Origin of the sequence: Bifidobacterium sp. N4G05 (assembly GCF_002742445.1) — a bacterium.
GTDB classification, from domain to species: Bacteria; Actinomycetota; Actinomycetes; order Actinomycetales; family Bifidobacteriaceae; genus Bifidobacterium; species Bifidobacterium hominis.
This window is the reverse complement of the sequence record NZ_NJNQ01000008.1, coordinates 26,103-52,912: the sequence shown is the minus strand read 5'-3', so window position 1 is coordinate 52,912 and position 26,810 is coordinate 26,103. Positions and strand designations below refer to the sequence as shown.

Annotated in this window: 18 protein-coding genes and 1 tRNA gene; 12 read left to right on the top strand and 7 right to left on the bottom strand. The window is 56.1% G+C overall.

Annotated features, from left to right (window positions below; translation table 11 throughout):
- Nucleotides 1-293 precede the first annotated feature (293 nt).
- Entirely contained in the window at nt 294-2,225 is a 1,932-nt protein-coding gene (locus tag CE153_RS08100) for an ABC transporter ATP-binding protein (protein WP_099595821.1), read from the top strand.
- 1 nt (nt 2,226) lies between these two features.
- A complete protein-coding gene (locus CE153_RS08095; protein WP_099595820.1) occupies nt 2,227-4,059 on the top strand; it encodes an ABC transporter ATP-binding protein in 1,833 nt (610 codons plus the stop codon).
- Between the two features lie 81 nt (nt 4,060-4,140).
- Here CE153_RS08095 and CE153_RS08090 read toward each other — a convergent pair whose 3' ends face one another.
- Nucleotides 4,141-5,157: an FAD:protein FMN transferase gene (locus tag CE153_RS08090; RefSeq protein WP_099595819.1), complete on the bottom strand. Its 1,017-nt coding sequence runs from the start codon at nt 5,155-5,157 to the stop codon at nt 4,141-4,143.
- Between the two features lie 217 nt (nt 5,158-5,374).
- Between CE153_RS08090 and CE153_RS08085 the strand changes: the two genes are divergently transcribed.
- The 8 genes from CE153_RS08085 (at nt 5,375) to CE153_RS08050 (ending at nt 15,414) form a co-directional block, all read left to right on the top strand.
- On the top strand, nt 5,375-6,799 hold the full coding sequence (locus CE153_RS08085) for an MFS transporter (protein WP_410050013.1): 1,425 nt from the start codon (nt 5,375-5,377) through the stop codon (nt 6,797-6,799).
- A gap of 300 nt (nt 6,800-7,099) precedes the next feature.
- Nucleotides 7,100-8,863, top strand: coding sequence for an FTR1 family iron permease (locus CE153_RS08080; protein WP_180753459.1), 1,764 nt, complete (start codon nt 7,100-7,102; stop codon nt 8,861-8,863).
- 89 nt (nt 8,864-8,952) lie between these two features.
- Nucleotides 8,953-9,609, top strand: coding sequence for an iron transporter (locus CE153_RS08075; RefSeq protein ID WP_039196667.1), 657 nt, complete (start codon nt 8,953-8,955; stop codon nt 9,607-9,609).
- Nucleotides 9,610-9,954: 345 nt separating this feature from the next.
- A complete protein-coding gene (locus tag CE153_RS08070; RefSeq protein WP_099595818.1) occupies nt 9,955-11,226 on the top strand; it encodes a DUF2318 domain-containing protein in 1,272 nt (423 codons plus the stop codon).
- A gap of 16 nt (nt 11,227-11,242) precedes the next feature.
- The gene (locus tag CE153_RS08065; protein ID WP_099595817.1) at nt 11,243-12,598 is read left to right on the top strand and encodes an ABC transporter permease; all 1,356 of its coding nucleotides are present in this window, start codon (nt 11,243-11,245) and stop codon (nt 12,596-12,598) included.
- A gap of 125 nt (nt 12,599-12,723) precedes the next feature.
- Entirely contained in the window at nt 12,724-13,944 is a 1,221-nt protein-coding gene (locus CE153_RS08060; RefSeq protein ID WP_099595816.1) for an ABC transporter permease, read from the top strand.
- Nucleotides 13,945-13,946: 2 nt separating this feature from the next.
- Entirely contained in the window at nt 13,947-14,768 is an 822-nt protein-coding gene (locus tag CE153_RS08055) for an ABC transporter ATP-binding protein (protein ID WP_099595815.1), read from the top strand.
- 88 nt (nt 14,769-14,856) lie between these two features.
- Nucleotides 14,857-15,414: an FMN-binding protein gene (locus CE153_RS08050; protein WP_099571123.1), complete on the top strand. Its 558-nt coding sequence runs from the start codon at nt 14,857-14,859 to the stop codon at nt 15,412-15,414.
- Nucleotides 15,415-15,553: 139 nt separating this feature from the next.
- On the opposite strand, the gene CE153_RS08045 is transcribed toward CE153_RS08050, so the two are convergent.
- Genes CE153_RS08045 through CE153_RS08035 form a run of 3 tightly spaced genes read right to left on the bottom strand, consistent with a single transcriptional unit; the run spans nt 15,554 to nt 21,128 of the window.
- Entirely contained in the window at nt 15,554-16,195 is a 642-nt protein-coding gene (locus tag CE153_RS08045; protein ID WP_099595814.1) for a TetR/AcrR family transcriptional regulator, read from the bottom strand.
- Complete coding sequence (locus tag CE153_RS08040; RefSeq protein WP_099595813.1) at nt 16,192-18,384, bottom strand: YhgE/Pip domain-containing protein; 2,193 nt, start codon at nt 18,382-18,384, stop codon at nt 16,192-16,194. Before CE153_RS08040 ends, CE153_RS08045 begins: the two co-directional genes overlap by 4 nt.
- Nucleotides 18,381-21,128 (bottom strand): YhgE/Pip domain-containing protein, encoded by a 2,748-nt coding sequence (locus CE153_RS08035; protein ID WP_099595812.1) that lies wholly within the window; start codon nt 21,126-21,128, stop codon nt 18,381-18,383. Before CE153_RS08035 ends, CE153_RS08040 begins: the two co-directional genes overlap by 4 nt.
- A gap of 372 nt (nt 21,129-21,500) precedes the next feature.
- On the opposite strand from CE153_RS08035, the gene CE153_RS08030 reads away from it, so the two are divergent.
- A complete protein-coding gene (locus tag CE153_RS08030; protein WP_099595811.1) occupies nt 21,501-22,772 on the top strand; it encodes a putative ABC transporter permease in 1,272 nt (423 codons plus the stop codon).
- A 161-nt stretch (nt 22,773-22,933) separates the two neighbouring features.
- On the opposite strand, the gene CE153_RS08025 is transcribed toward CE153_RS08030, so the two are convergent.
- Complete coding sequence (locus CE153_RS08025) at nt 22,934-23,170, bottom strand: glutaredoxin family protein (protein ID WP_003833732.1); 237 nt, start codon at nt 23,168-23,170, stop codon at nt 22,934-22,936.
- A gap of 884 nt (nt 23,171-24,054) precedes the next feature.
- Entirely contained in the window at nt 24,055-25,914 is a 1,860-nt protein-coding gene (locus CE153_RS08020) for an InlB B-repeat-containing protein (RefSeq protein WP_099595810.1), read from the bottom strand.
- A 250-nt stretch (nt 25,915-26,164) separates the two neighbouring features.
- On the opposite strand from CE153_RS08020, the gene CE153_RS08015 reads away from it, so the two are divergent.
- A complete protein-coding gene (locus CE153_RS08015) occupies nt 26,165-26,437 on the top strand; it encodes a hypothetical protein (protein WP_099595809.1) in 273 nt (90 codons plus the stop codon).
- A gap of 213 nt (nt 26,438-26,650) precedes the next feature.
- Here CE153_RS08015 and CE153_RS08010 read toward each other — a convergent pair.
- Nucleotides 26,651-26,723: transfer RNA gene (locus CE153_RS08010), tRNA-Lys, on the bottom strand.
- Between the last annotated feature and the right edge of the window lie 87 nt (nt 26,724-26,810).

Sequence of the window (26,810 nt, the reverse complement as noted above, 5' to 3'; positions counted from 1 at the left end):
GCCCGTCGCATAAGTGTGCGGCCACCATGTGCCGTTCATGACTGTAAGTTTGGCCAAACGGTCTTGAGTGTGTCGTGAACGGTACATGTTTGCCGCATGCGACCGAACCAAGAATCGCTCTCAGCAAACACACAGGAATATGAGATTGTCTTACACTGTAAGTAATTAAATACTGTAAGACAATTCGATAGGACCATATGTAAATCATCGATCGCAAGTAATCCAACCAATCCAATCATCTTTATCAATCAAGCAAGCTTCAAACAACGCAACACAAGAGAAGGAATCCAAGCATGTTCCGCATTATGCGATACCTCTCCAAAGCGGAGATAGGCCAGATGCTCATTGCGCTGGTCAGCATCGTCGGGCAGATCTGGCTTGACCTGACCCTGCCGGACTATATGTCCGACATCACCACCCTCGTGGAAACCCCCGGCAGCGAAATGCACGATATTTGGATCGCCGGCGGCAAAATGCTGCTTATTTCGCTTGGATCGGCAGCATGCGCCATCATCACCGGCTATTTCGCGGCACGCATCGGCGCATCGTTCAGCCAGCGTCTGCGTTCCATGGAATTCCGCAAGGTCGAATCGTTCGGACCGGCTGAAATGAGTCGATTCTCCACGGCATCGCTGATCACGCGTTCCACGAACGATATTACGCAGATTCAGATGTTCATCACCATGGGATTGATGATGATCGTCAAATCGCCGATTATGGCGGTTTGGGCCGTCTGCAAGATTGCGGGAGACGGTCTCGAATGGACGCTCGCCACCGGCATCGCGGTAGTGGTGCTGCTGGCCTCCATTACGATCCTCATGGTTCTCGTCATGCCGAAGTTCAAGTCCATGCAGCGACTGACCGATAACATCAACCTTGTGGCGCGCGAGAACCTCACCGGCCTGCGCGTGGTGCGCGCCTACAATGCCGAGGATTACCAGGAAGCCAAGTTCACCAAGGCCAACAAGGAACTCACCGACACCCAGCTATTCACCAACCGTGCCATGGCCTTCATGATGCCGTTGATGAACACCATCATGAACGGTCTTATGCTTGCCGTGTACTGGATCGGCGCCTACCTGATCGACGCCGCCGACGCGGCCGACAAGCTCACCACCTTCTCCAACATGGTGGTGTTCTCCAGCTACTCCGTGCAGGTGATCATGAGCTTCCTGCTGATGAGCATGGTGTTCGTGCTGTGGCCGCGAGCGGACGTGTCCGCACAGCGCGTGCTCGAAGTGCTCGACACCGAACCGCTGATTACCGATGGCACCCGCAGCGACGCCGGCGAAGCGGGCAAACAGGGCGAAATCGAATTCCGCAACGTGTGCTTCACCTACCCGGATTCGCGCGAAGCCATGCTCGAAGACATCAACTTCACCGCCAAGAAGGGCGAAACCGTGGCGTTCATCGGCTCCACCGGCTCCGGCAAATCCTCGCTCATCAACCTCGTGCCGCGTTTCTATGATGCGACGCAAGGTGAAGTGCTCGTCGACGGCGTGAACGTGCGCGACTACACGCTCAAGGCATTGCGAGACAAAATTGGATATGTGCCGCAACAATCCTTCCTGTTCAAAGGAACGATCGCATCCAACGTCAGCTACGGCGACAATCCGCTCGACACCGACGATGCCGGCATCGTCGACATGGCCGATACTTCGACCGCGGCCGGCAGAAAGCGCGAAAAAGAGCTGATCGCAGCGCAAAACGAACATCGCGCACTCACCGCAGAACAGCGCGCCGACGTGCGCAACGCATGTGAAGTCGCGCAGGCGACCGAATTCATCGCAGCCAAGGAAAAGCAGTACGATTCCGCGATTTCGCAGGGTGGATCGAACGTGTCGGGCGGGCAGAAACAGCGCCTGTCGATTGCACGTGCCGTCTATCGTCATCCGGAAATCCTGATTTTCGACGATTCCTTCTCCGCACTTGATTTCAAAACCGATCGTGCCGTACGCGACGCGCTCGCCAAGGAAGCGAAGGATTCCACCAAACTGATCGTCGCGCAGCGCATCGGCACCATCATGGATGCCGACCGCATCGTGGTGCTCGACGACGGCAAGGTGGTCGGCCAGGGCACACACAGCGAACTGCTGGAAAACTGCGATGTATACCGTCAGATTGCGCAGTCTCAGCTAAGCGAAGACGAATTGAACGGCGGTAAGCCGGTTGAAAACGGCAATCAGGACGCCGAAGGAGAACTGAACGAAAGCGAGGGTCGCTGATATGCCAGGAGGATCTATGGGACGCGGCCGCGGAGCCGTTGAAAAACCGCAGGATTTCAGCGGTGTGATGAAGAAACTGGTGCATTTCTGCCGCCACTACATTCCCGCCATCATTGTGGCGCTCGTATTGGGCGCGATTGGCACGGTATGCCAGATCGTCGGCCCGGACAAGCTCAAGGACATGACCAACGAGATCGCCAAAGGCCTGCCTGCGCTAGTCAACGGCAAGCCGGTGCTCGGTGCGATCGATATGGACGCGGTCACGCACATCGCATGGCTGCTGGTGGCGCTGTATGTGGGGTACGCGGTGCTGTGCTACGTGCAAAGCTGGATGATGGCGAACGTCACGCAGCGCACTGCACAGGAGCTGCGCGAAGCCATCAGCGTGAAGATCAACAAGCTGCCGCTCAAGTATTTCGACAAGGTCAGCTACGGCGACGTGCTCAGCCGCATCACCAACGATGTGGACGCCATCGGCCAGACGCTCGGCCAGTCAGTCGGCTCGCTGATCACGTCGGTCACACTGTTCGTGGGCGCGCTGATCATGATGTTCTACAACAATGTGATTATGACGGTGTGCGCCATCGTTTCCAGCCTGGTTGGCCTGCTCATCATGGGTGCGATCATGAAGGTTTCGCAGAAGTACTTCTCGCGCCAGCAGATCGCGTTGGGTGATGTCAACGGTCACGTCGAAGAGATGTATGCCGGCCACACCGTGGTCAAGGCGTATTGCGGTGAGGCTGATTCGATTCGCGCGTTCGAAAAGTACAACGACGATTTGTACGATTCGGGATGGAAGAGCCAGTTCCTTTCCGGCTTGATGATGCCGTTGATGAATTTCGTCGGCAATTTCGGTTACGTGGTCGTGTGCGTGGTTGGCGCTGTGCTTGCGATGGATGGCAAGATCGAGTTTGGCGTGATCGTTGCGTTCATGATGTACATTCGACTGTTCACCCAGCCGCTTTCCCAGTTCGCGCAGGCGTTCCAGAATCTGCAGCGTTGCGCGGCCGCTTCCGAGCGCGTGTTCGGCTTCCTTGAAGAGCCGGAGATGGCCGACGAAGCCGACAAGCAGGCGCTGCTTGGCGTGAACGGCAAGCCGGTGCGCGGCGACGTTGAGTTCAGCCATGTGAAGTTCGGTTATGATCCGAGCAAGACTATCATCAACGATTTCTCCGCTTCGGTGAAGTCTGGCCAGAAGGTTGCGATTGTTGGTCCGACCGGTGCCGGCAAGACCACGATGGTGAATCTGCTGATGCGTTTCTATGAGATTTCGGGCGGTTCGATTGCGATTGATGGTGTGGATACGAAGTCCGTGCCACGCTGGAACGTGCATGACCAGTTCTCCATGGTGTTGCAGGATACGTGGGTGTTCCGTGGAACGGTGCGTGAAAACATCGCGTATTCGAAGCCGGGCGTCACTGACAAGCAGATCGAGGACGCATGCAAGGCCGTGGGTCTGCATCACTACATCATGTCGCTGCCGAACGGCTATGACACGGTGCTTGACGACAAGGCCACGCTTTCGCAGGGTCAGAAGCAGTTGCTCACCATTGCGCGAGCCATGGTTGAGGATGCGCCGATCCTGATTCTCGACGAAGCTACTTCTTCGGTTGATACGCGTACGGAAGAGCTGATTCAGAAGGCCATGGACGCGCTGACCGTGGATCGCACGTCGTTCGTGATCGCGCACCGCCTGTCCACAATCCGCGATGCGGACATGATTTTGGTCATGAACCATGGCGACATTGTGGAAAGCGGCACGCATGAGGAGCTGCTCGCCAAGGGCGGCTTCTACGCCGACATCTACAACAGCCAGTTCGCCCTCACCGACTGATTCACGGGGTCGACTGGTTCACGGAGCCGCACGCTCCCCAAAGGCGTGCGGTCTTTGTTTATTTCGGCTGTTATTCGGCTGTTATGCGGATCGCAGGAAAAGTTCGGCCGGGAAGTTGCGGCTGGCTGCGATTTGACGGGATTCGTTCAATGTTGCGTATGCGAAATCGAACGTGCGCTGCAATTGCGTTGCGTCGGAAACGAACAAGGCTGTGGCCAGGCCGTCCGCGACGGCGGCGGGGTAGTCGCGCGCAATGTCGGGCGTTGCGTTTGCCGACTTATCGGCAGTATGGTGCAACTTGTTGAAATGCTGCGGATTGCAGGGAATGTATGCCCAGCTGGCTTCGGTCTGCTGTGCTGGCAGTCCGTCGATGGCATTGAGCAGATGATGAATGGCGATTTGGGTGCGCTCGTTGACGGCTACGTTCCAGTGGCGTCGGCTGGGTGCGCTCGCGCACAATGCACCATTTACGATGTGTGCAACTCCAATCGCACGAGATGAATCTTCCGGATCCTCAAGTGCGATGGAAATAGGCTGTTCCGCATGAATCAGCAAATCACCCCCCGCATCAATCACAAACTGTGTCGACCGCAACATGCGCCCAAGCAAATCGACAAGATAGCCTTTGCCGCATGCGCCGAAATCCAACTGCACCGGGCCTCGCGTGACCAGTGTTGTTCCGTGACGCTCCACATCCTGCCCCCATGTGGCGCGTCCACGCAATGCCCCCAAATGCTCGGGTGCATCCTGCGTAACCGTAAAACTCATCGACGCATCGTATCCAAGTCGGATCAAATCCTCGCCGACGCATGGATCAATCGCACCGGAAGTGGCGGAAAATAGCGCATCATACAGGTCGAACAGCGGCGCGCACCAATCCGGAAAATCGAAACTTCCGCCATGCTCGGCCTTGCCAATCGTTGCGATCAGCGAATTATTGCGGAATCGAGACAGCACGCGTTCGTAATCTTCAATGAGCGATTCCATTGCGGAACGCGACTCGTCACCGATCGGCGAATCCGCGGAAATCATCATGCCGGTGCCGAGTGCTTTGGAAAACGCCGTAACATACGGCATGCGTTGCCCCAAAAAATCCATGCTTCCGATGCTAGCGTGTGTGCAATGAGAAATCAGCTGATTCTGACCGCACGATTCAGGGTTTCGCTCTTTCTGATCGCATGATTTCGATTATTTGACCGCACGATTTTAAAAAAGCGGCGAAAAACAAAATCGCGAGGTCGGCAGTGTCGAGAAAGAGACGAAGCTGTAAGTCAGGTGGTACAGTGGTTGACAAGGTGTCAACAGGGAGGTTGGTATGGGGCACGTCGATAACGCAGGTACGGTCACGAACGCAAACACAACCACGCGCACAACAAAAGCAGTGAAGAACCTGCCGATGCCCAAAATCTGGGCCTTCGCCGTCGGTCAATTCGGCTGGGCTCTGCTTTCCGGCATTATTTCGAACTGGCTTGTCTACTTCTACCAGCCCGACAACGAAACCATTTCGCAAGGGCAAACCGTGTTCGTGCCGCAAGGCCTTGCCGTGCTTGGCATAGTGACAGTGGTCGGCGGCATCACCGCGTTCGCCCGCTTCTTCGACGCATTCGTGGATCCGGCAGTGGCAAGCCTTTCCGACCGTTGCACGTCGAAATCCGGCCGTCGCATGCCGTTCCTCAAGTTCGCGGCCCTTCCGCTCGCACTCGTCACCGTGCTCGTGTTTTGGAGTCCAATCAACAACACAAGCTGGATCAACGGCGCGTTCCTGTTCGTTACGGTGATCGGCTATTACATTGCGCTCACGTTCTACTGCACGCCTTATAACGCGCTGATTGCCGAGCTTGGCCACGATTCCAAGCAGCAGCTCACCATCTCCACAGCCATCTCGTTCACGTGGGTGGCCGGCACCGCCATCGCGTATGTGGCACCGGTGATCTGGGCTGGTTTCGTGCCTGGCTTGGGGCGCGTGAACGCCATCCGTCTGACGTTCACCATCATGGCGGCCATCGCATTCGTGTGCATGCTGGTTCCGCCACTCACCATCAAGGAAAGCGATTACGTCAACTCGCAGCCCACGTCCGAGTCGACCATCGAATCGCTGAAGCAGACGTTCGGCGACGGCGAATTCCGCAAGTTCGTTTGCTCCGATGTGGTCTACTGGGTTGCGATCACCACGTTCCAGACCGGTTTGCCGTTCTTTGTGACGAGTCTGCTCAAGCTTCCGGAAACCACGACCACCATCTATTTCGTGCTCATGACCGCGGTTTCCGTGCTGTTCTATCTGCCGGTGAATCTGTTGGCGAACCGTGTTGGCAAGAAGCGGATTCTACTGGTTGCTTTCGTGATTTTCACATGCGCGTTCGCATTTGCCGGTGCGCTTGGTTCCGGCTTGCTTGCTGCGATTCCGCCAATGGCACAGGGCTTGATTCTTTCGATTGTCGGTGCGATTCCGATGGCTGCATTCGGTATTCTTCCGCAGGCGATTGTTGCGAATATTGCTGATGCGAGTTCGAAAACGACCGGTCAGGATCGTCAGGGCATGTTTTATGCGGCTCGCACGTTTGCGATGAAGATGGGTCAGTCGGTGGCGATGCTGCTGTTTACCGGCGTGAGCACGATTGGCATGGCGTCGGGCGCCGGCTATCGCATTGCGGCCATCTGCGCCGCGGTTTTGTGCGGCATCGGCGGTGTGGTGTTCGCGTTCTACAACGAACGCAAGGTGCTTGACGTGCTCGAATCCTGATTGCATTTTTCCGACCTCACGATTTGCGGTTTTTCGTCCTCCGGACCGCACGATTCCCGCTTTTCGTCGCACCAAAACTTTCAAAAAATCACTATGTGAGACGACACGCGCGGATTACAGAAAATAAGAATGGCGGAATTCCACCGTTTTGTGGGTGTTTACAACAAAACTGCCAAAAAATCAAGACTGTTATTTCGATTTTTTTCGTTCTATCTTGTGAAGTCGGTGCGCACTGTGCGTATGGCAAAGGTGGCGCACTCGTGAATCGGATTATGAACGGCTGAGAGAGGAAGCGGTCTTATGTCATCCTGCGATACGCAGCGGGCTACAAGTGTGTTCGGTCGCCTTGTCGCGTTCATTGCGGCCTTGATGATCGCGTTGGCCACGCTTTTCGCGACTACCGTAGTCCCGCAGTCGGCGTCCGCCGCCGATGACGGTCAAACGAATTTTGATTCCTGGACTGCCGCTGCGAAGAACATCGAAGACCAGCTTGCGACTGCCGAAAAAGACTACAATGACGGCAATTACGGTCAGGCTGGCACCGATTTCCAGACCGCGCATTGGATCGGTTACGACGCATCCAACTTCTCGAAAGTCGTCAACGACACCATCAGCGCCGACAAGCAGAAGGAACTGCTACAGCAATTCACCGATCTTGAAGGTCTTGCCTACCAGCGGGACCAAGGCGACGCCATCGCAGCCAAAATCGGCGCGCTGACCGCCGAAATCAACGCAACCGCGCAAACGCTCGACGCGAACGCAGACCTCGCCAATCCTAAGGAATACGCGAAGCAGCGTGCCGCGCAAACCGCGGAAGAGCGCAAGAAGCTCGACGCGGCCAAGAAGAATTCATCCAAAGGCAAAGGCGACCGCACGTGGAGTGAGGTTGCCAGCGAAATGACCGCCATTCTCGACAAGGCATACAAGGCGGCCACTTCTGGCAATGGCGATGAAGGCTCCGCTTTGGTCAACAACGCGTACTACCAGTATTACGAGAAGCTCGGCTTCGAAAAGAACGTGATGAACGCGATTTCCGGCGACCGTGTCTCGCAAGTCGAATACCAGTTCAAGATGACTCGCAAGACCATGCGCGACGGCGGTTCCGACAAGGAAATCAAGCAGCTCGTCGACGATTTGAAAAGCTGGCTTGTGAAAGACGCGGCTATCCTCGACGGTGGTGCGTCCGGCAATGTCAACGGCTTCACCAAACTCGTCACCAGCTCCGCCGGGCAGGCGTTCCTCATTCTGATCCGTGAGGGCCTCGAAGCGCTGCTGGTGGTGGCCGCAGTGATCGCCTACCTGGTGAAGTCCGGCAACAAGCGTTTCGCCAAGTGGATCTACCTTGGTGTGGTCGCAGGTCTGGCCGGCTCCGGTCTGGTCGCCGTACTCTTTACGTTCCTATTCGGCGGTTCCGGCCCGATCCAGGAGATTTCCGAAGGCGTGTGCGCGCTTATCGCCACTCTCATGCTGCTGTGGACCAGTAACTGGATGCTCAACAAGAGCTCCGTGGAAGCGTGGAACAACTACATCAGGAACAAAACCGAAGCGGCTGTGGCAGGCGCGCAAAACAAGGTCGAATCCGGTCAGGGCCTGGGCTTGGGCATGATCGCCTCGCTTGCCATGTTGAGCTTCCTCGCCGTGTTCCGTGAGGGTGCCGAAACGGTGATCTTCTACGAGTCCATCTACTCCATGAGCCAGGATGCGCACGGCATGTGGGTCGGCGGTCTGGCCGCCGCCGCGGTGCTGATCGTCATCTTCCTGATTCTGCGATTCACTTCGGTGAAGATTCCGATCGGCCCGTTCTTCCTCGTAACTTCGATTTTGATGGCCGCATTGGTTGTCATTTTCGCGGGTGGCGGCATCCACGCGCTCATCGAGGGTGATCTTATTGAAGGCACCTACTTGAGCACTGTGCCAACTAACGATTGGATCGGCTTGTATCCGTACGTCGAAACGATTACGGCGCAGGTGATTGCCGCGATCGCGGTGGTTGTGCTGTTCGTGGTCGGTTTCATCAAGAAACACAGGATGAAGTTGGCCGCGCAGGTGGAACAGGCTAAGTAAGCGCCAATCAATAATCACAAGTAAAGATTTAGAGATTTCCATAAGTTTCCAACGTTCCTCAAGGAACCAAAGAAAAGGAAGAGAACACAATGAAGAATAAGAAGATCGCCGCCCTGCTCGGCATCCTGTTGGCAGGCTCCATGGCCTTCTCCCTGTCCGCATGCGGCAATTCCGACAATGCCGCATCCAGCGGCAAGTCCAGCACCTCCACGTCGGAGACCAAGGGTGCCGACGACTCCAGCTCCAGCGATTCCGGCGCGGGCTTCGAGGAGATCCAGGTCGATGAGAACCATTCCGACCAGGAAGTCGGCCCGCTGACCGTCAACGCCGTGTACTTCCAGCCGATCGATATGGAACCGTCCGGCATGGGCCTGAAGGCCGCCGACGCGAGCTTCCACCTCGAAGCCGACATCCACGCCAACAAGAAGGGCACTGAGCTCGGCTACGGCAAGGGCGATTTCGTGCCGGACCTCACCGTGAACTACGACATCATCGACAAGACGTCCAACGAGTCCGTAGGCTCCGGCACCTTCATGCAGATGAACGCCTCTGATGGCCCGCATTACGGCGCCAACGTCAAGCTCGACAAGGCCGGCTCTTACAAGCTCGTGCTGAAGATCGAATCTCCGGAGAAGAAGGGTTGGATGCTGCACGTTGATCCGGAGACCGGTGTCAAGGGCCGCTTCTGGACCGAGCCGATCGAGGTCACTTTCCCGGATTGGAACTACACCCCGCAGGAGTGGTGATCTGAAACTCGAGTTCCGGCATATGCCAAGCGAAACGGTTTGGATGTAAGCCTGAATTCATGTTGGGATTCAACTCGTAGTTAACGCCGTTCACATATCGCGAAACGTATGCAAGTAGCGCGAATATGGGTACGGCGTTCGCGGTTGCTTGGATAGTCGTTCGACGCACTCAAGGCCGTTCGGCCGAGCCTACGGTCGAACAACCATCCAAGCAACCGCTCTCTTGCGTTTTAGGGGATACGCTTTTGGGAGATAACGCGCTTTTTTGGGAATCTTGGTAAGGGGGTTCCTTTTGCGTGCCGAATTCACTAGGCTTTGACTGGGATATACGACGAAAGGTGTGAGATGCTGACGCAGTACGTCACGGTGTTGCAGGGAACGCTGGCACCGGCTTTGCTGATTATGGCGCTGAACGTGATGCTCACGGTCGGCGAGGGGCGTGACAAGCCGTTGAGTGCGTACTGGCGTCTTGCGGGCTTCATTATTGGATTCGCGGGTGCCATTGTGTTCGCCGCGTTGCGTGCGTCCGCGGTGATCAATCAGCGTACGTTCGTCAATTACCCCACGTTGTGGTGTTGTGTGATTTTCGATATCGCAGTGTTCGTTGTTGTGCTGTTCGCGCGTCGCATCACTACGGATTGGCATGATCATCGCGCGTTGCTTGATATTGCGAATGCGATTGGCGCTCTTGCGATTGCCGCCACCACCTTCCGTGCGTTGCCTGATGTTATTTTGCGTTTGACGATTTTCGTGGAGCCGGGAGATCCGATTTTCACTTCGGATATGCTGCTTCGTGCGCTTGGTTTCGCATTGGGTGCGGCCACTGCGATTGTTGCGGCGTTGATTTTCCGTACGATGCGTTCCACTGCGATTCGTTGGTCGTTCACTACGGCTGTGCTGCTGCTGATTGCGCTGCTGTTTGTTTCGCATTTCACTGATCTTGCGCAGATTCTGCAGTCCAAGCGCGTCGTTCATTTCCCTACGGAAGCGTTTCTGGCGTTGGTGTGGTGCATTAATCATCAGCGTCATATGGTCATTGCCATGGTGTTGGTGTTCATTATTCCGGTGGTTGCCAGCATTGTGATGGGCTTCAAAATCAAGCCGGAAGGCGCCAATGAGGCCATTGTGCGATCGCATATCGCGTTCCGTCGTCGTGCGAAGGCGGCCGGCGCATGGAGCCTTGTTGCGATGATCGGCATCACGTTCGCGCTTACGTATGGTGTGGCGCAAACGAAGAGGGTTATTACGCTGTCTCCGCCTGAGGATTATTCGCTGAGCGACGGCGTGGCCATTATTAAATTCAGCCAAATCAACGACGGTCATCTGCATCGCTTCCAATACAAGGCGAAAGACGGCACGGTGATGCGTTTCATCATCATCAAGAAGAATGGTGGAGCTTACGGTGTCGGTCTTGACGCTTGTGATAACTGCGGTGACGCGGGCTATTACGAGAAGGATGGCAAGATCATCTGCAAGAAGTGCGATGTCGCCATCAACCTCGCCACTATCGGATTCAAGGGCGGCTGCAATCCTGTGCCGTTCGATTATCAGGTTGAATCCGGCAAAATCGTAATTCAAACTTCGACGCTCGACGCATTGTCGACGCATTTCCAGTGAGCGGAAAGAGGTAGTCATGTTCTTTTTTCGAATGATCTTCCGCTCGTTCAGCAGACAGTTCAAACGCAGACTGCTGATCGCGGTCACCGTGTGCCTGTCGGCTACGGTCAGCGTGGCCATGCTGGGCGTGGTGTTCGACGTTGGAGACAAGCTGAACGCCGAACTGTCGACGTACGGTTCCAACATCACCGTGCAGCCCAAGGCCGATGCCGTCGTCAACGACCTGTACAACACGGGCGGTGACGCGGATAGCAGCGCTTCCGGCACTTCCGAATCCGATCCGACCACATTTTTGAAGGAATCGGATGCACCGAAGATCAAAACCATCTTCTGGGCGTTCAACATCACGAATTTCGCCCCCGAACTTAATATCCATGCTGACGTGAACTGCGCGTCCGAATCGGCGGATTCCAGCTCCTGCAAGGCTTCCAGTGTGCCGATCGTGGGCACATGGTTCGCGAAGACCCTGCATATGGATTCCGGCGAATCTACCGTGGCGGGCATGAACGGCATGCGTTCGTGGTGGAAGCTTGACGGCTCCTGGCCGAAAGACGATAGCGCGCAAGGCCTGATCGGCACTACGCTCGCATCCAAACTCGGCGTAACCAAGGGAGATGCCGTAACCCTCTACAAAACCACCGCCGACGGCAGCCGCAACAAGCAGCGGATCACCATCACCGGCATTTACGATTCCGGCGATAGCGACAACAATGCGATGTACATTCCGTCATCCACCGCGCAGGTGCTTGCGAATCTGCCTGATTCCATCGACAAGATCGAAGTCAAGGCTCTGACCACGCCAGACAATGATTTGGCGCGTAAGGCGTCGAAGAATCCGAATGCGCTCACGCAAGACGAGTGGGAAACATGGTATTGCACCGCGTACCCTTCGTCCATCGCCTACCAGATCGAAGAGGTTATTCCCGGTTCCGTAGCCAAGCAGGTGCGTCAGGTGGCCGCATTGCAGGGCGATGTGCTGCAGAAAACGCAGGCGGTGATGGTGCTGATGACCGTGCTTTCGTTGGTCGCGGCCGCTATTGCAGTGGCGAATCTGATGGCCGCCTCGATTGGTGAGCGCGGTTCCGAATTGGCGTTGCTGAAGGCGATCGGTGCCACCGATGGCGCGGTTTCTCGCCTGATGCTTGCTGAAACGGCTGTGATTTCGTTGATTGGCGCGATTGTCGGTGCGCTGTTGGGTTCCGGTGTTGCGCAGATTGTGGGACATGTGGTATTCGGCTCCGGCATTACGATGCGTCCGATGGTGTTTGTGCTGGTGTTTGTGCTGCTGACGCTCACCGTGCTGATCGCCTCGTTCTCGTCGATCCGTTCGATTCTGGGACTCAAACCTGCGGAGGTCTTGCATGGCCGCTGATTTCAACTTGAGTTCCGTAAACTCGGCCGCGGCTGCGGCCTCGGTCACGAACAGCACACTGTGCTGTTCGTCCGCGGAGGTGTTGCATGGTAGGTGAGTTCAAGACAGTCCGTAAGGGGCATGAGATGACTAATCGCAAGATGTTCTTCACCATGCTGTGGGGCGCGGTGTTCCGCCGTCGTTCGCGAGCCGTTATGGCCGTAATCGCCTCCATGGTGGGCGCTGCCACGCTGTTCTGCCTTGCTGCAACGTGTATTGCCGTTCCACAGCAGATGAACGAGGAAATGCGTGCGTATGGCGCGAATCTTATCGTCACGCCGTCCGAATCAACCGAAAAGTCCAACGGCATCGACGCCGATACCGCCAAAGCGTTGAACCAGATGGTGAAAGGCTCATACAGTGCCCGTTCCGCCGCCTACCGGTATGAAAGCGTCCGCATCAACTCGGCGCCATACACGCTGGCCGGCATCACGACCAAAGACGTGAAAGCGCTCAACCATCATTGGAATGTGACTGGCGATTGGCCCAGCGAAGGCAATGTGATGCTCGGCCGTGACGTGGCCGACGCGCTCGGCGTCTCCATCGGTTCGACCGTAACCATCGGCTACCGCGCATCCGACGATACGCAGAATCCCGGCGCTCTTGGCCAAACCGAAGCGCAAGCCACGGAAAACGGCCGCGTTTCGTCCGACATTATGGAGAACACCGGCACCGAATTCCGTGTCGGAGGCATCGTCGATACGGGCGGCAGCGAAGACGAAATCGTCTATGCAGTCAACGCTGACGTGGCCAAACTGGCCGGTTCCAAACGCGGTGCGGACGTGATCGAATATTCCGTCAATGCGGTAGGCAGCGAACTCAACGACGTCGTCAAATCAATCAATGCGAATCCGTCAACCGGCGTAAAAGCGCAGACCGTCACCAAAATCACCTCATCCGACACCCGCATCATCGCCATGCTGCAAACCCTGTTCTGGATTGTGTCGCTGGTCGTGCTCGTGCTGACGCTGGTCGGCGTGGGCACCACCATCAGTTCCATCGTGTCTCAGCGACGCAATGAAATCGGCTTGCGCAAAGCGTTGGGCGCATCGTCGCAGGCCATTGGCATTGAATTCTATGTGGAATCCGCCATCTACGGACTGATTGGCGGACTGGTCGGCACTGCCATCGGCTACCTGCTGGCCCGCGTGCTGTGCGTGTCCGTATTCGAGCGTGCCATCGGCTTCAACTGGCTGTTGGGCGTCGCCTCGTTGCTGTTGAGCGTGCTCATCGCCGTCATCGCATCCATTCCGCCGGTTCGCCGCGCAACCCGTATCGACCCCGCCATCGTTTTGAGGGAGGAATAATCATGAGTTCCGAGAATACGTTGAATACGTTGCTTGAATTGGATCATATTTCCAAGATTTACGGCGATTTGCGTGCCGTCGACGATTTGACTTTGACGGTTCCGCAAGGTGAATGGCTTGCGATTGTCGGTTCGTCGGGTTCCGGCAAAACCACGCTGATGAACATGATTGGCTGCATGGATACTCCTTCGAAGGGTTCCGTCATGCTGGAAGGCCGCAAGTTGGAGGATTTGAACGCCAAGCAGCTTGCCGACGTGCGCAAGAACATGATTGGCTTGGTGTTCCAGAAGTTCTATTTGGTGCCGCATCTGACGGCTGTGGAAAACGTGATGGTGGCGCAGTACTACCATTCCGTAGTCAACGAGCAGCAGGCGTTGGAAGCGTTGGAGCGCGTCGGTCTGAAGGAGCGTGCCCACCATTTGCCCGGTCAGCTTTCTGGTGGCGAACAGCAGCGTGTGTGCATCGCACGTGCGCTCATCAACTGTCCGAAACTGATTCTTGCCGACGAACCGACCGGCAATTTGGATGAGAAGAACGAGAAGATCGTGCTTGACCTGTTTCGTCAGTTGCACGAGCAGGGCACTACCATCATCGTTGTGACCCATGATGCGCTTGTCGCATCTTGTGCCCAGCGCGAGATCATGCTCAACCATGGCGTGCTCGTCGGTGAGAAGTGGAATGATGAAGCCGCAAAGAAAGCCTATGAGCAGGCGGGTGGCAAGCCGGCATATACCGGTTCCGCTGCGGAAGGCGCACAGAATGGCGAGACGGCCATCAGCTTCGCCGACCCGACCAAAGCCGCGAAAACCGGTGGTGAGGAATAAGCTGAAATCAGCCGAAATCGCGTTGAAATCGTACTGAAATCAGCCGAACAATCCAAGCCATAGCACTGACGAATCGTACGGAGCGAACATGAGCAACGAATCATCGAATGCGATCAAAGTAATCGCACTGTCTGCGGCAAGCCTTGCATTGCTGTCGGCATGCGGCGAACCCAAGGCGACGCCAATGGACGACGAATATGCCGGAAATTCCGGCGAAAGCGTGCAATCGCAGGAAAAAAATTCGAAGAACAGCGGTAGCGCCACCGACTCCGGCGATTCTGCGGATACGGACGTCAAAAACCATGCCGACGATCCGAACAGCACTACATCCGACAAGCAAGACACCGGCAACTATGCCGACGGTACCTATTCGATCAACGGCCAGTACGGGCCTGTGGGTGAAGACACCATCGACGTGCATGTGACGGTCAAAGATCAGACCGTCACCAATGTGGAGGTTATCGGGCATCCGTTCACGTCCATCTCCAAAAAGCACCAGAATGCATTCGCCGAAGCCATCAACGGCGTGGTGGACGGCAAGCCGCTCAAAGATCTCAAGGTAGACAAGGTGGCCGGTGCCAGCTGGACGTCGGAAGCGTTCAACAAGGCGTTGGACGTGGCCCGTCAGGAAGCGTCGATCCAGTAGGCCCAGTAGCGGCGAAAAGTCTGCAAACGTACAATGAGCGCCCCGGCTACAGCCTCACCCAAAGAGTGATTAAAGGCCGTAGCGGGGGCGCTCATTAGTTTCAGATACTACTACGTGCAACTCTGCTCTGCAATGCCTTTCAGACGGCCATAACGGGCCACAGAACAGCCGCCATGTTCTCAGGCCAAGGAATACTCGCGTCGCCATGCAACGCCTTACAGGCGAGCATGGAGCCGAGTATCGTGCTGAACAGGAATTGCGGGTCCAATCCATTACGGAACATTCCGGCTTTCATGCCGCGTTCAACAAACTCAGAAAAACGCTTTTCCGCAGGAACAAGCACTTGATCGGCAATCGCATTCAACGAAGTGTTATCGGACGAAAGCACCACGCCAACGGCCTTCAAACCAAAATCGCTGTCGAAAAAACAACCTTGAATGCGTTGCAATATCGTCAGCAAACCGTTTTTCGACAACTCGACATCGCTGAAATCCGGCAATCCCGCAACTTCCAGCTGCACGCGGCGCAACAGATCATCCGCATTCTTATAGCGGCGATAAATCGTGGTCTTCGCAACGCCGGAACGACGAGCGACCTCTTCGATGGTCACCGCGCCGACACCATCGGAAATCACAATCGCAAGCGTGGCCTTCATAATCTTATGATCGGTCTGCTCACGAAGCTGCTCGCGGCGGCTATGCGCCTTGCAAACAGCCTCATGCACGTCACTGACCGCGTCGGAAACGGCTCCGGAAACCGCCTCATGCACCCCGGTAATCATGAGATCACCTTGGTGCTTTCCACCTTTGCCACATACCACTTGTTGAACTTGACCAGAGGAATACGCAGCACCAGGCCAATCAGCAACAGCGGAATCAGGAACAACAGCAGCGAGCCGAGCGCATGCCAGTAATCGTTGTTGTAAATACCGGCAATTGCCGCACGCAACGCCACAATCGAATGCGTGGCCGGCAGGAACGGGCTGATATCGCTGATAATCTTCGGCAGCACGGCAAGCGGATACGCGCCATTCGAACCGGAAATCTGCGCCACCAGCACCAGCACGCCAATAGCCTTGCCCACATTGCCGAAACTCGCCACCATCGTGTACGTGAAGAACGAGAACACCAAGGAGCTCGTCCAGCCAGCCAGCATGAACAGCCACGGATGCACCGCCTGCACATGCAGAAACAGGAGATTGCCGCCCAGCGAGAACGTGCTCTGCAGCAGCGCGATCACACCGAACACGCCATAATGGCCGAGGAATAGCTGATGCGGCTTCGGATTGTCGAGACCCTCACGGTTCTTGCGTGAAATACCGGGTTTCAGCGTCACAGCCATAAGCAACGAACCTACGAACAGCGGAAGAATCGTGTAGAACGGCGCCAGCTGCGAGCCGAAATTCTTAACAGGGAACACAGCCGTGCGCTTCACCTGGACGGGCGCCGCAAGAGCTGCCGCCAGCGAATCCGTGTTGTTGCCGAGCACTTCCTTGACGGTGCCCATATCGCCGCTGTTCAGCGCGTCGGAAAGTGTGCCATTGAACGAAGACAGCGCGGTGCTCGCCTTGGTGAGGCTTTCGGCGGTGGAATCAAGCACTGTGCGAATATTGGTCAGCTGCTTGTCTGCCGATTTCGTGGTGCTGTTGAGATCTCCCAACGCGCCCTTCAGATCGGCGGCCGTGCTGCTCAATGCGGTGGCCGTGCTGCTGATTGAATCGGAAATATCGTTGAGCTGCGGCTTGAGCTGGCTGTCGAAATCGGTTTTGATGCCGTCGATGGAGGCCTTCGCCTGCTGGGCAAGCTGGCTCACGCGCTCGCGGTCGGCTGTGGTGTCGCTCACTTTCGCGTCGATATTGTCGGCGCTGGTGTTGAGTGAATTCGCTAAATCGTTGAGTTGCGTAATGGTCGCGCCCACGTTGGTTTTGAGATGATTGATGGCGATTTTCGCGACTTCCGGCACCAGATTGTTGTTGCTGAGTTCGTCGAGGGCATCGTAGATGTTCTGATAGCTTTGCGCCTGCTTGGATACGTTCGCAGCCTGATTGCGCAGGGCGGTGGCCGTATTGCCGGCTTGAGTGCCCGCATTGTTGAATACGCTGTCAATATCGGTGGAGACCGCGCCGAAGCTGTTCGACGAGCTGCTCAACGCGGTGCTCAACGCATTCGTGCTGGTTTTGACGGCTCCGGTCAGCTCGTCGATGCCGTTCTTCGACTGTTTGAGCTCGTTGACGGCGTTCTTCGCGCTGCCGCTCACGTTGGAGAGCAGGCTGTTGGAACTGTCAAGCAGGTTCTGCGCGCTCAACGTCAGCGAGCTGAACGTGGTCAACGCGGACGACGTGTCTGTAAGCGTGTTCGCGAAATTGCCCATGTTGTTGCTGAAGTTGGTGAGCGTGGCCTGCGATTCCGGTTTGTCAAGCTCATCGGCCAGCTGCGAGGCGATGTTGAGCGCGGTGCTCGTCAACGTTTCGGAGAACATTTCGTTGATCTGTGCTGCCACGGTGTCGGCTCCTTGGCCGGTGATCTTCGGAGCGAGTGCGTTCTTCTTCTCGTTGTTGTAGTAGGTGAGCGTGGCATGGTCGCCGTCTGCGGTGAAGAACGTCATCATGCGGGTGCTGAAATCCTTCGGAATCACCACTGCCGCATAGTATTTGCCGGATTTGGTGCCGTCGATGGCCTCTTTTTTGGTGGTGAAGGTCCAGTCCATCTGGTCGTTGGCGCGCAAGGTATTGACCACCTGGTCGCCAATACTGATCTTCACTGGAATGAGGTCGGACTTGTAGCCTTCATCGTCGTTGGCGACGGCGAATTTCAGATTGCCGGTGTTGGCGAACGGATCCCAGCTTGCGCTGATGTTGAACCAAGAGAACAGACCTGGAATCACCACCAGTCCGGTAACGATGATGATGGAGACGATGTTGCTGGTCAGGCGTCGAACGTCGCCGACGAACAGTTTCCAGATGTTTTTCATGCGTTGCTCCTTTCGCTGTTACCGTTGGAATTGGTGTTGTTTGCTGTGCCGGTGTTGCCGGTCGCGTTCATGGCCTGTACCAGTGTTGCGATGCCGTCGGCATCGGCTTGGCTGGTGCTTGCGACGTTGGCGATCGCCTGTTTGGTTTCGTGTTTTCTTCGTTGTGCCTTGCGCATCAGCTTGTCTCGCCTGATTTGTTGCGCGCGCTTCTTGCGGCGCAGCCTTGCAGCTTGGCGTTCCACCAGCTGTTCGCGAATCGCTTCGTCACTGAGGCTGCCGAGTTCCACCTGGCGTTGCAGGCTGAAACGCATATATTCGATGACCATCAGGAATCCGATGATGAGCAGCACCCAGATGATCCAGGTGGCAAGCACCACGCTCTTCTCGCCGTTGGTGAAGGAGAAAATCAGCACCAGAATCACCGGCACAATGAAACCGGCGATGAGCGCGCCACGCTTGAACTTCGGATACAGTTCGGCGAAACGGCTTGCGCGTTCTTCGATCGCCTCACGGTAGCCGCCCTTGTCGGCAAGCACCTGAATGGCTTGGGATACGTTGTATCCGCGTTCCGGAAGCTGCACTTCCTCGCCGATGATCATGTCGCTTTCCTTGATCTGACGGGCGAACAGGCGGTTGAGATTAACCAGCAGCGGTCGAATCGCAAGTCCAATGAAGAACGCGGCCACGGCGAACAGCAGCAGCGTGCCAATCGACTTGAGCCAATGCCCATCGTAGAAGCCGGCAATCGTCTCGCGGAACGCGTCAATCGAATAACTGAATGGCACGAACGGGTAGACCATGCGGAAGAATTTCGGCATCATCTCAATCGGATACAGGCCGGAAGCGCCCGGAATCTGCACGATAATCAACGCGACGCACAATCCCTTGCCGATATGCATGAACGTGGTCGATAGTGCGAATGTGATGCTCAGATATACCAGCGATGTGATGGCGCCGGTAAGTACGAACAGCGGTGCGTTCACGGTCTGCACGCCAAGCAGCAGGTCTCCGATGGTGGTGATCGTGCCTTGGGCCGCGCCCATGATGCCGAGCAGCATGTATCGGGCGAAATATTTTTCGGAAGCGGTCAGGTCGAGGCCTTCGAGGCCTTCATCGTCGACTTCTACCTTGAAGATCACCACGAAGGCGAACGCGCCCACCCACAGGGCCAGATTGGTCATGAGCGGAGCCATGCCGGAACCGTAGGAGTTTATCGGGTACACGTTCTTCGTGTCGATCACGGTGGGGGACTGCATGAACGAGGCGATTTTCTCCGTGTCGAGGGAGCTGCCGCCGGTCAGGCTTTTCAGCATGTCGACGCTGCCGAGCGCTTTCAGATCGGTGCTGACGGTGATGAGTTTGTTCTCCACCTGCTCGAGCTGCTTGTCGGTGTTCTGCAACGTGGTACGGGTGTCGTTCGCCACCTGGTCGAGTTGGTCGAGCACGGCGGAGGTCTGGTTGACCACGGTGGTCTGGCTGGTTACGGTGCCGGACAGTGTGCCGGCGGTCATGGCGAGCGAGCTCAGACCGGAGTTGAGCTGGGGGAGCGCACCGGAATTCAACGTGTTGCGGGCATCTCCCATGCTTTTCAGCGAATTTTGCGTGCTGTTGTTGAAGTCGGTGGCGAGTTTGGACACGCTGTCGGACGTGGATTGTGTGTTCTCGCTCAACGTTTTGAGGTCGTTGAGCGTGCCAGCGGCCGTGTTGTTAGTGTCTTCGAGCTTCTTGATGATGTCTTGGTACTGCGCGTTGTCGCTGACGTTCTTGAGCTTCTCGATGAGCTGGGCGTTGCTGTCGGTCACGCTTTGCATGTTGCTAACGGCCTGCTGTGCGGTGCCGCTTGCGGAAGAGACGGCCGTGGTCACCTTGTTGATGCTGGTGGTGGTGTCGCTGGCGGCCTGCGAAATCAGACCGGAACCGTTCTCCAAAGCGGTGTTGGCGTTGGAAGTGAAGGTATTGAGGCCGTTTTGTGCGGTGCTGATGGCGGTGGCGGTGTTCGCCAGGCCCTTGCCTGCGCTTGCTGCGGCCAGCTGCACGTCGTTCATTGCCTGACGGGCGGATTGCGTTTGTTGCGGCACGTTGGCGAGCTGTGCGTCAAGATCTTCGATGGTGGAGCGGATGAGGCTTACGTTCTTCTGGGTTTTGTCGAGTTCTGCTGTGGTTTCGTTGACGAAGGAGTTGGTTTTGCCGTTGATGGTGTCATTCGCGGAGTTCACGGCTTTAGTGAGTACTTCGCTGACGGTGGAGACGAAGGTGTTGTTGACGGTACGGTCGACGGTGGTCGCGCCTTGATCGGTGATTTTCGGGGAGATCGGGCTCGATTTTTCGTTGACATAGTATTCCAGCGTCGGCCGGTTCTTGCTGTCGGTCACGACGTTGGCGAGATCCTCGCTGAAATCGGAGGGGATGATGATCGCCGCATAGCAGTCGCCGGACTGTACCGCTTCCATCGCTTCGGCCTTGCCCATGAATTCCCAGCCAAGCTGGTCGTTGTCTTTCAGCGTGTCTTCGATCTGGTCGCCGAGGTTCATTTTGCCGAGCAGGGCGTTGTCGGTGCCTTTGTCGACGTTGGCTACGGCAACTTTGATGCCTTGGGTATTGCCATACGGATTCCAGAATCCGTAGATGTTGAACCATGCGTACAGCGGCGGAATGATGGTTATGCCGATCATGATGACCCAAGCGGCAGGTACGGTGACGAGTCGTTTGAGGTCGCGACGCAGAATCTGCAGTACGTTGCGCATTGTCTCCCCAGTCCAATGGATGTTCGACCGTGTTGGCACGTAGCGATACGTTATTCGTAGCGCTACGCCTCCCGTATCGTAATACCCGCTCTCGGACAAATTTGGGCACAGGCGTAAATGCGCTCCGTCCATGACTGAAATAAACACGACAAACCGCGGCAGGACTGTGAATCTTGCTGTTGGCGACCGCGTAACTTGCATTCTGTGTATGTGCACGTCGAGTCTGCTGTCTGCACATCTTGTGATTGCGGGATGACATGTGACTTGCGCAGACAGAAATCGCAGGTTGTGCGCGTTGCGCGCAAACAATCATCTCGTGTAGCGCACTGCGATTGGGTTTTGGTAGCGTTGTTCTAGGGAGGACGAACAAGCATGAGCAAGATTGAAGATGTGAGCGAGGCCATCGCCGACGAAACCAAAATCGCAGCCATCGAAGAAGCGGGCATTATTACGCAATCGCAATCAGCAGAAGATGATGACAATCCGGCTGATCGCAGACTGCCGCTGATTGCACGCATCTACGGCATCGTCATGCTGGTCGAAGGCGTGGTGACGTTGCCGATCATCGTGATTTCCTGCCTGTACGCAGTCCACGCCGCGCTTTCCGGCAAACTGGCGTTTGGCGCGCTGAATCTCACCACTATTCTGTCGATTATTCATGCTGCAGTGCTGCTGGTCTCCACCGCATGCCTTGCGATTTTCGGCGTGCTGCTGATTCTCAACAAGCGTCGGCATATCGCGCAATGGACGTATTTGATGATTCCGCTCACGCTTGCGGAAGGCCTATTGTCGTTGGCGTTGCAGGGTTTGGGCGTGAATTTGATCAGTCCGACCGTGCAGCTGCTCGTATTGGTTGCGTTGCATATCACGGCTGATCCGTCGCTGCGCGAGGAACGACGTTTGCGGTTCGCGCTTCGTCGTTTGGATGCGCGCAGCGAGTATGAGACGGCTGTTTCGAAGGGTATGGCCGGCCGTGATCTGACTGGCAAGGGCTACATTTCGTTGGATTTCTTCAACTTGTTCTGGCTGTTTGTGGTCGGTTGCGTGTTTGGTCTGGTAGTGGAGACGCTGTACCACTATGTGCTGTTCGGCGTATGGCAGGATCGCGCCGGTTTTTTGTGGGGGCCGTTCTCGCCTATCTACGGTTTTGGCGCGGTGATTCTGACGGTGTTGCTCAACCACTTGTGGCGGTCGAATTGGATGCTGATTTTCTGCGCGAGCGCGGTGATTGGCGGCGCGTTCGAATATTTCACTAGCTGGTTCATGGAGGTTGCGTTCGGTATTCGCGCGTGGGATTACACGGGTCAATGGCTGTCGATTGATGGGCGTACATCCGGCAAATACATGTTTTTCTGGGGAATACTCGGCTTGGTGTGGGTGAAGCTGATTCTGCCGCATTTGCTTGCGATGATTCAGCGTATTCCGTGGAAGATTCGCTATACGTTGACGGCGGTGTGTTTCGCTCTGATTTTCGTTGACGGTGTGATGACGTTGATGGCGCTGGATTCCTGGTATTCGCGTATGGCGGGTATTGCGCAGAATTCGCCTGTTTCGCAATTCTTCGCCACGTATTTCGACGACGACTTCATGGCCAATCGGTTCCAGACCATGACGCTCGACCCGTCCACGGCCAGCCGCATGTAGTGTCTGACTGTTTTATGGATGACTGCTTTATGGACTAGATGGCGAAGCTTCGTGGAAGAACGCGGATGGTGACGTCCGCTGTTGGTCGCGCCCTGCGCGGCTGCATGTGACCTGTGCCCGCACTGCCTTCGCGGACTCGGTGCACTGCGACTTCTACTTGCTTATGCGGCGAAGCTTTGTGCGAGCTGGCGGATCAGATCTGGCCTGTGTCCGCTCCACGAGGAGTTTGGTGAGATGACTACCGGAATCTGCTTGAAGCCAGCGTTTTTGATCTGTTCGAAGGTGGACGGGTTCTTCGTCAGGTCAACGGTATCGTAACGCACGCCCAGCTTTGCAAGCTCCTGTTCGGTGGCTTCGCATTGCGGGTTGCTCGGATTGGTGAAGACGGTCACGGTCATTCGATTTCCTCCCTATGCAAATGGCTTCCGTCGTTTGCGAAAGCCGTGTCGGCCACGTTCTTCGGTTATGCTCGCTTACGCAAGCCACTATCTAGCATACACACTACAGGTAGTGGTGTGTCGTGAGTTTCCTCACTGTATATAGTGGGGAATTCCCCGGAATTCCCTAAAATACGAACGTTTGTTCGAATATGTCTAGTGTACCCCAAACCACGGAATTCGCGTCCAAGCGCATGTCGTGCGTGTTTTATGGAGAGGGGTGTATATAGGGGTGACTTGGTGACGTCAATGCCTGTCTGATAGTACCGCGAAAGCTGTTTATTCATATGTAAAACGCCGGTAATATACCGCAAATGACCTCAGTTGTCACCCCCCCCCCCTAAAATGATAAGTATGCGTAGCGCGAATTTGCGTGGGCGTGTTGAAAAACCTTGATGATTCCGATTTGCCTACTGTTTTAAGGACTGTTGGGCTGACAGGAAATTCTGAGGGGGCTGTGAGCATATTCGCGGGAATTTGCTCTACGGTATGCTGAGGTTCGGCGGTTTTCCGCTGAATGCAGGAAACCCCTGGAAATCGTACGATTCCCAGGGGTGGATGGTTGGTCGCTGGCTAGGGCAGCGCATCAGGGTGAAGAAGTGTTTTCGAAGGCTCTTCCTCACCTATCAACTGCGTTTGAGGTATAGCCCTCGCCGGCAGCCAGCCAAGTCTTATCTTATACACCCTTAGCTATGTCGGTGACCTTATTGCGGGGTGTGTTCAATAAAGCCATAACGTGCCATTAAATACGGCAATTTGGGTCCGCGCAAGTACTCCAGAGAGGAGCCGTTGCACGGACCCAAATTAATCGCTTTCAGGCGAATGCCACCTTGACTGAGTTAGACTCAGGCGCGCTTGCGGAGCACGGTGATGCCAGCGAAGCCGAGCAGGGCAAGCACGGCGAACGCCGCAACACCGCCGACGGTAGCGCCGGTGTTGCCGAGAACGGCCTTCTTGATCTTCTGGGCAACGGTCTTCTTGGTGTTGCCCTTGGTGTCATTCTTCTTGGTGGTGTCGGCCGGCTTGCTGTCATCCTTCTTGGAGTCGTCGGCCTTGGTCCACTGTGCGTAGACGAAGGTGTTGGCGGAGACGAAATCGGTGTCGAGGACCTTGCTGTTGCCGTCCTTGTCATAGGACCAGCCGGCGAAGGTGTAGCCCGGACGCACGAACGGGAATTCTTCGCCCTTCAAGGAGTCAACGAGGTTGGCGCCATCCTCGACAGCTTCAACCATGGCGTCACCCGCGGTGGTGCCATTGGCGAAATATCCACCATTAGTGTTGGCGATCACGTTGAACTTCGTGACTTCCTGCCACTGGGCGTACACCCAGGTGTTGGCGGAGACGAAATCGGTGTCGAGGACCTTGCTGTTGCCGTCCTTGTCATAGGACCAGCCGGCGAAGGTGTAGCCCTCGCGAGTCACAGTCGGCAGAGCGTTTACCAGCACGCTGTCCTGTGCTGCAGATACCTGGATATCTCCGGCTTCGCCCTTATGGTCGCCGTCGGCGATGGTGCCACCGTTCGTGCTGACAGTCACGTTGAACTGCTTGGCGTCAACGACCGGCTTCTGCTTGGTCCACTGGGCGTAGACCTCGGTGTAGGCGGAGACGAAGTCAGTTGCGACGACCGGGCTCTTGCCGTCCTTGTCGTAGGACCATCCAGCAAACAGGTAACCATCACGCTGTACCTGCGGCAGAGCGGAGACCAGGCTGCTGTCCTTCTTTACGGAAACCATGGTGTCGCCCGCGCATCCAGCATCGGTGCCATCGATGAAAGTGCCGCCGTTGGAGTTGACCTTGACGTTGAAGAACTGCGCTTCTTCAACCTTCTTGACCCACTGGGCGTAGACCCTGGTGTCGGCGGAGACGAAGTCAGTTGCGACGACCGGGCTCTTGCCGTCCTTGTCGTAGGACCATCCAGCAAACAGGTAACCATCAAGCTGTACCTGCGGCAGAGCGTTTACCAGCACGCTGTCCTGTGCTGCAGATACCTGGATGTCTCCGGCTTCGCCCTTATGGTCGCCGTCGGCGATGGTGCCACCGTTCGTGCTGACAGTCACGTTGAACTGCTTGGCGTCAACGACCGGCTTCTGCTTGGTCCACTGGGCGTAGACCCTGGTGTCGGCGGAGACGAAGTCAGTTGCGACGACCGGGCTCTTGCCGTCCTTGTCGTAGGACCATCCAGCAAACAGGTAACCATCAAGCTGTACCTGCGGCAGAGCGTTTACCAGCACGCTGTCCTGTGCTGCAGATACCTGGATGTCTCCGGCTTCGCCCTTATGGTCGCCGTCGGCGATGGTGCCACCGTTCGTGCTGACAGTCACGTTGAACTGCTTGGCGTCATTCTTGGTCCAAGCGGCCCACAACTGCGTCCAGTTCTTGGTAATGACAGCGTTGTTGGAGATGATGGAGCTTCCATCTTTGGTTTTGCTGTAGCCGGCGAAGGTGTAGCCGGCGCGAGAGATGGTTGGAAGTTGGGACGCGAAAGTCGCAAACTTGTCGCCGACCTTGCCGGATGCCGACGCGTCGCCGCGGGCGCCGCCGGCCCAAGTGCCGCCATTGCTGTTTACGGTAATGAATGCGTCAGCAGCCTGAGTCTGCTGCTGAGTGGCTGGGGCATCGCCTTCAGCCATTGCGACTGCCGGTGCCAAGGCAGCCAGAGTTGCTACAGCTGCAACGCCCGCAATAATCTTTTTGCTAAAAGACATTTGGGGAAACCCTTTCTTAGTTACGTAACTAGTTGCCCCAAAGCGATGCCTTCGAAATACCGCCCTGAATGCGTGGAGCTCCCCCTCATAAGAATTCCAGAAAGCTATGATAGCTGCCCCCTAGTGACTTTTTCAAGAGGCTAGGGCGTGTTCGTTGGAATTACAATCTTTTCTCGATTCCCCACTTTCCGATTATGGCCGTATTGGCGGGAGTCCTTTGAAACCGGCAAGGGCATATCTGGAGTGCGTTATGTCGGTGGTGGAGCCTCGGCCGGCGTTGAAGGACGTCGTGTCACGCAGCGCGCTTGACGCATACTGTGCGGAACATGACATCGGTTACAAAAATTTGGGCGAAAACAGTTTTGTGACTACTTGGGAGGGAAACGGCACCATTGTGTACGTGCGCGAGCTGGTAGGCGACGGCGTGGTGCGTGCGGTATGGATCGAGTATCCGTCGTCCGCGTCAGATCGGGGCAATGCGATTGTGGAACAGGTGGCTCCCACGCTTAAGGCGCTCGGCTGAATGGGCATATGTGCTCTGGGTTTCGGGCTTTGAACCGTGGGTGCAATTGTGGGTTATGAGGATCGCTTGAGCGTCTTGGATCGTGCGGGTCGCTTGGTCTGCAAGCTGTGGGATGCGAGTCGTGTTGCAGTGAGTATGACTAATTGCGTCTGGAGTCAAAAATCGCGGGAATTGAAAAACCCTTGGAAGCTAATGTTTCCAAGGGTTTCGATGTGCCCCCCGTGGGATTCGAACCCACAACCCACGACTTAAAAGGACGCTGCTCTAACCGTTGAGCTAGAGGGGCAACAGAGAGCTAGTATACAGCATATTTACGCAAAACGCCACACGAATAAGTCGGAAGTGACGAAAAACGCGAATCATCGTCGAAATA

Coding starts and splice junctions, on each gene's coding strand:
- CE153_RS08100 (WP_099595821.1), top strand. CDS start 294: ATGTTCCGCATTATGCGATACCTCTCCAAAGCGGAGATAGGCCAGATG.
- CE153_RS08095 (WP_099595820.1), top strand. CDS start 2,227: ATGCCAGGAGGATCTATGGGACGCGGCCGCGGAGCCGTTGAAAAACCG.
- CE153_RS08090 (WP_099595819.1), bottom strand. CDS start 5,157: ATGGATTTTTTGGGGCAACGCATGCCGTATGTTACGGCGTTTTCCAAA.
- CE153_RS08085 (WP_410050013.1), top strand. CDS start 5,375: ATGGGGCACGTCGATAACGCAGGTACGGTCACGAACGCAAACACAACC.
- CE153_RS08080 (WP_180753459.1), top strand. CDS start 7,100: ATGTCATCCTGCGATACGCAGCGGGCTACAAGTGTGTTCGGTCGCCTT.
- CE153_RS08075 (WP_039196667.1), top strand. CDS start 8,953: ATGAAGAATAAGAAGATCGCCGCCCTGCTCGGCATCCTGTTGGCAGGC.
- CE153_RS08070 (WP_099595818.1), top strand. CDS start 9,955: ATGCTGACGCAGTACGTCACGGTGTTGCAGGGAACGCTGGCACCGGCT.
- CE153_RS08065 (WP_099595817.1), top strand. CDS start 11,243: ATGTTCTTTTTTCGAATGATCTTCCGCTCGTTCAGCAGACAGTTCAAA.
- CE153_RS08060 (WP_099595816.1), top strand. CDS start 12,724: ATGACTAATCGCAAGATGTTCTTCACCATGCTGTGGGGCGCGGTGTTC.
- CE153_RS08055 (WP_099595815.1), top strand. CDS start 13,947: ATGAGTTCCGAGAATACGTTGAATACGTTGCTTGAATTGGATCATATT.
- CE153_RS08050 (WP_099571123.1), top strand. CDS start 14,857: ATGAGCAACGAATCATCGAATGCGATCAAAGTAATCGCACTGTCTGCG.
- CE153_RS08045 (WP_099595814.1), bottom strand. CDS start 16,195: ATGATTACCGGGGTGCATGAGGCGGTTTCCGGAGCCGTTTCCGACGCG.
- CE153_RS08040 (WP_099595813.1), bottom strand. CDS start 18,384: ATGAAAAACATCTGGAAACTGTTCGTCGGCGACGTTCGACGCCTGACC.
- CE153_RS08035 (WP_099595812.1), bottom strand. CDS start 21,128: ATGCGCAACGTACTGCAGATTCTGCGTCGCGACCTCAAACGACTCGTC.
- CE153_RS08030 (WP_099595811.1), top strand. CDS start 21,501: ATGAGCAAGATTGAAGATGTGAGCGAGGCCATCGCCGACGAAACCAAA.
- CE153_RS08025 (WP_003833732.1), bottom strand. CDS start 23,170: ATGACCGTGACCGTCTTCACCAATCCGAGCAACCCGCAATGCGAAGCC.
- CE153_RS08020 (WP_099595810.1), bottom strand. CDS start 25,914: ATGTCTTTTAGCAAAAAGATTATTGCGGGCGTTGCAGCTGTAGCAACT.
- CE153_RS08015 (WP_099595809.1), top strand. CDS start 26,165: ATGTCGGTGGTGGAGCCTCGGCCGGCGTTGAAGGACGTCGTGTCACGC.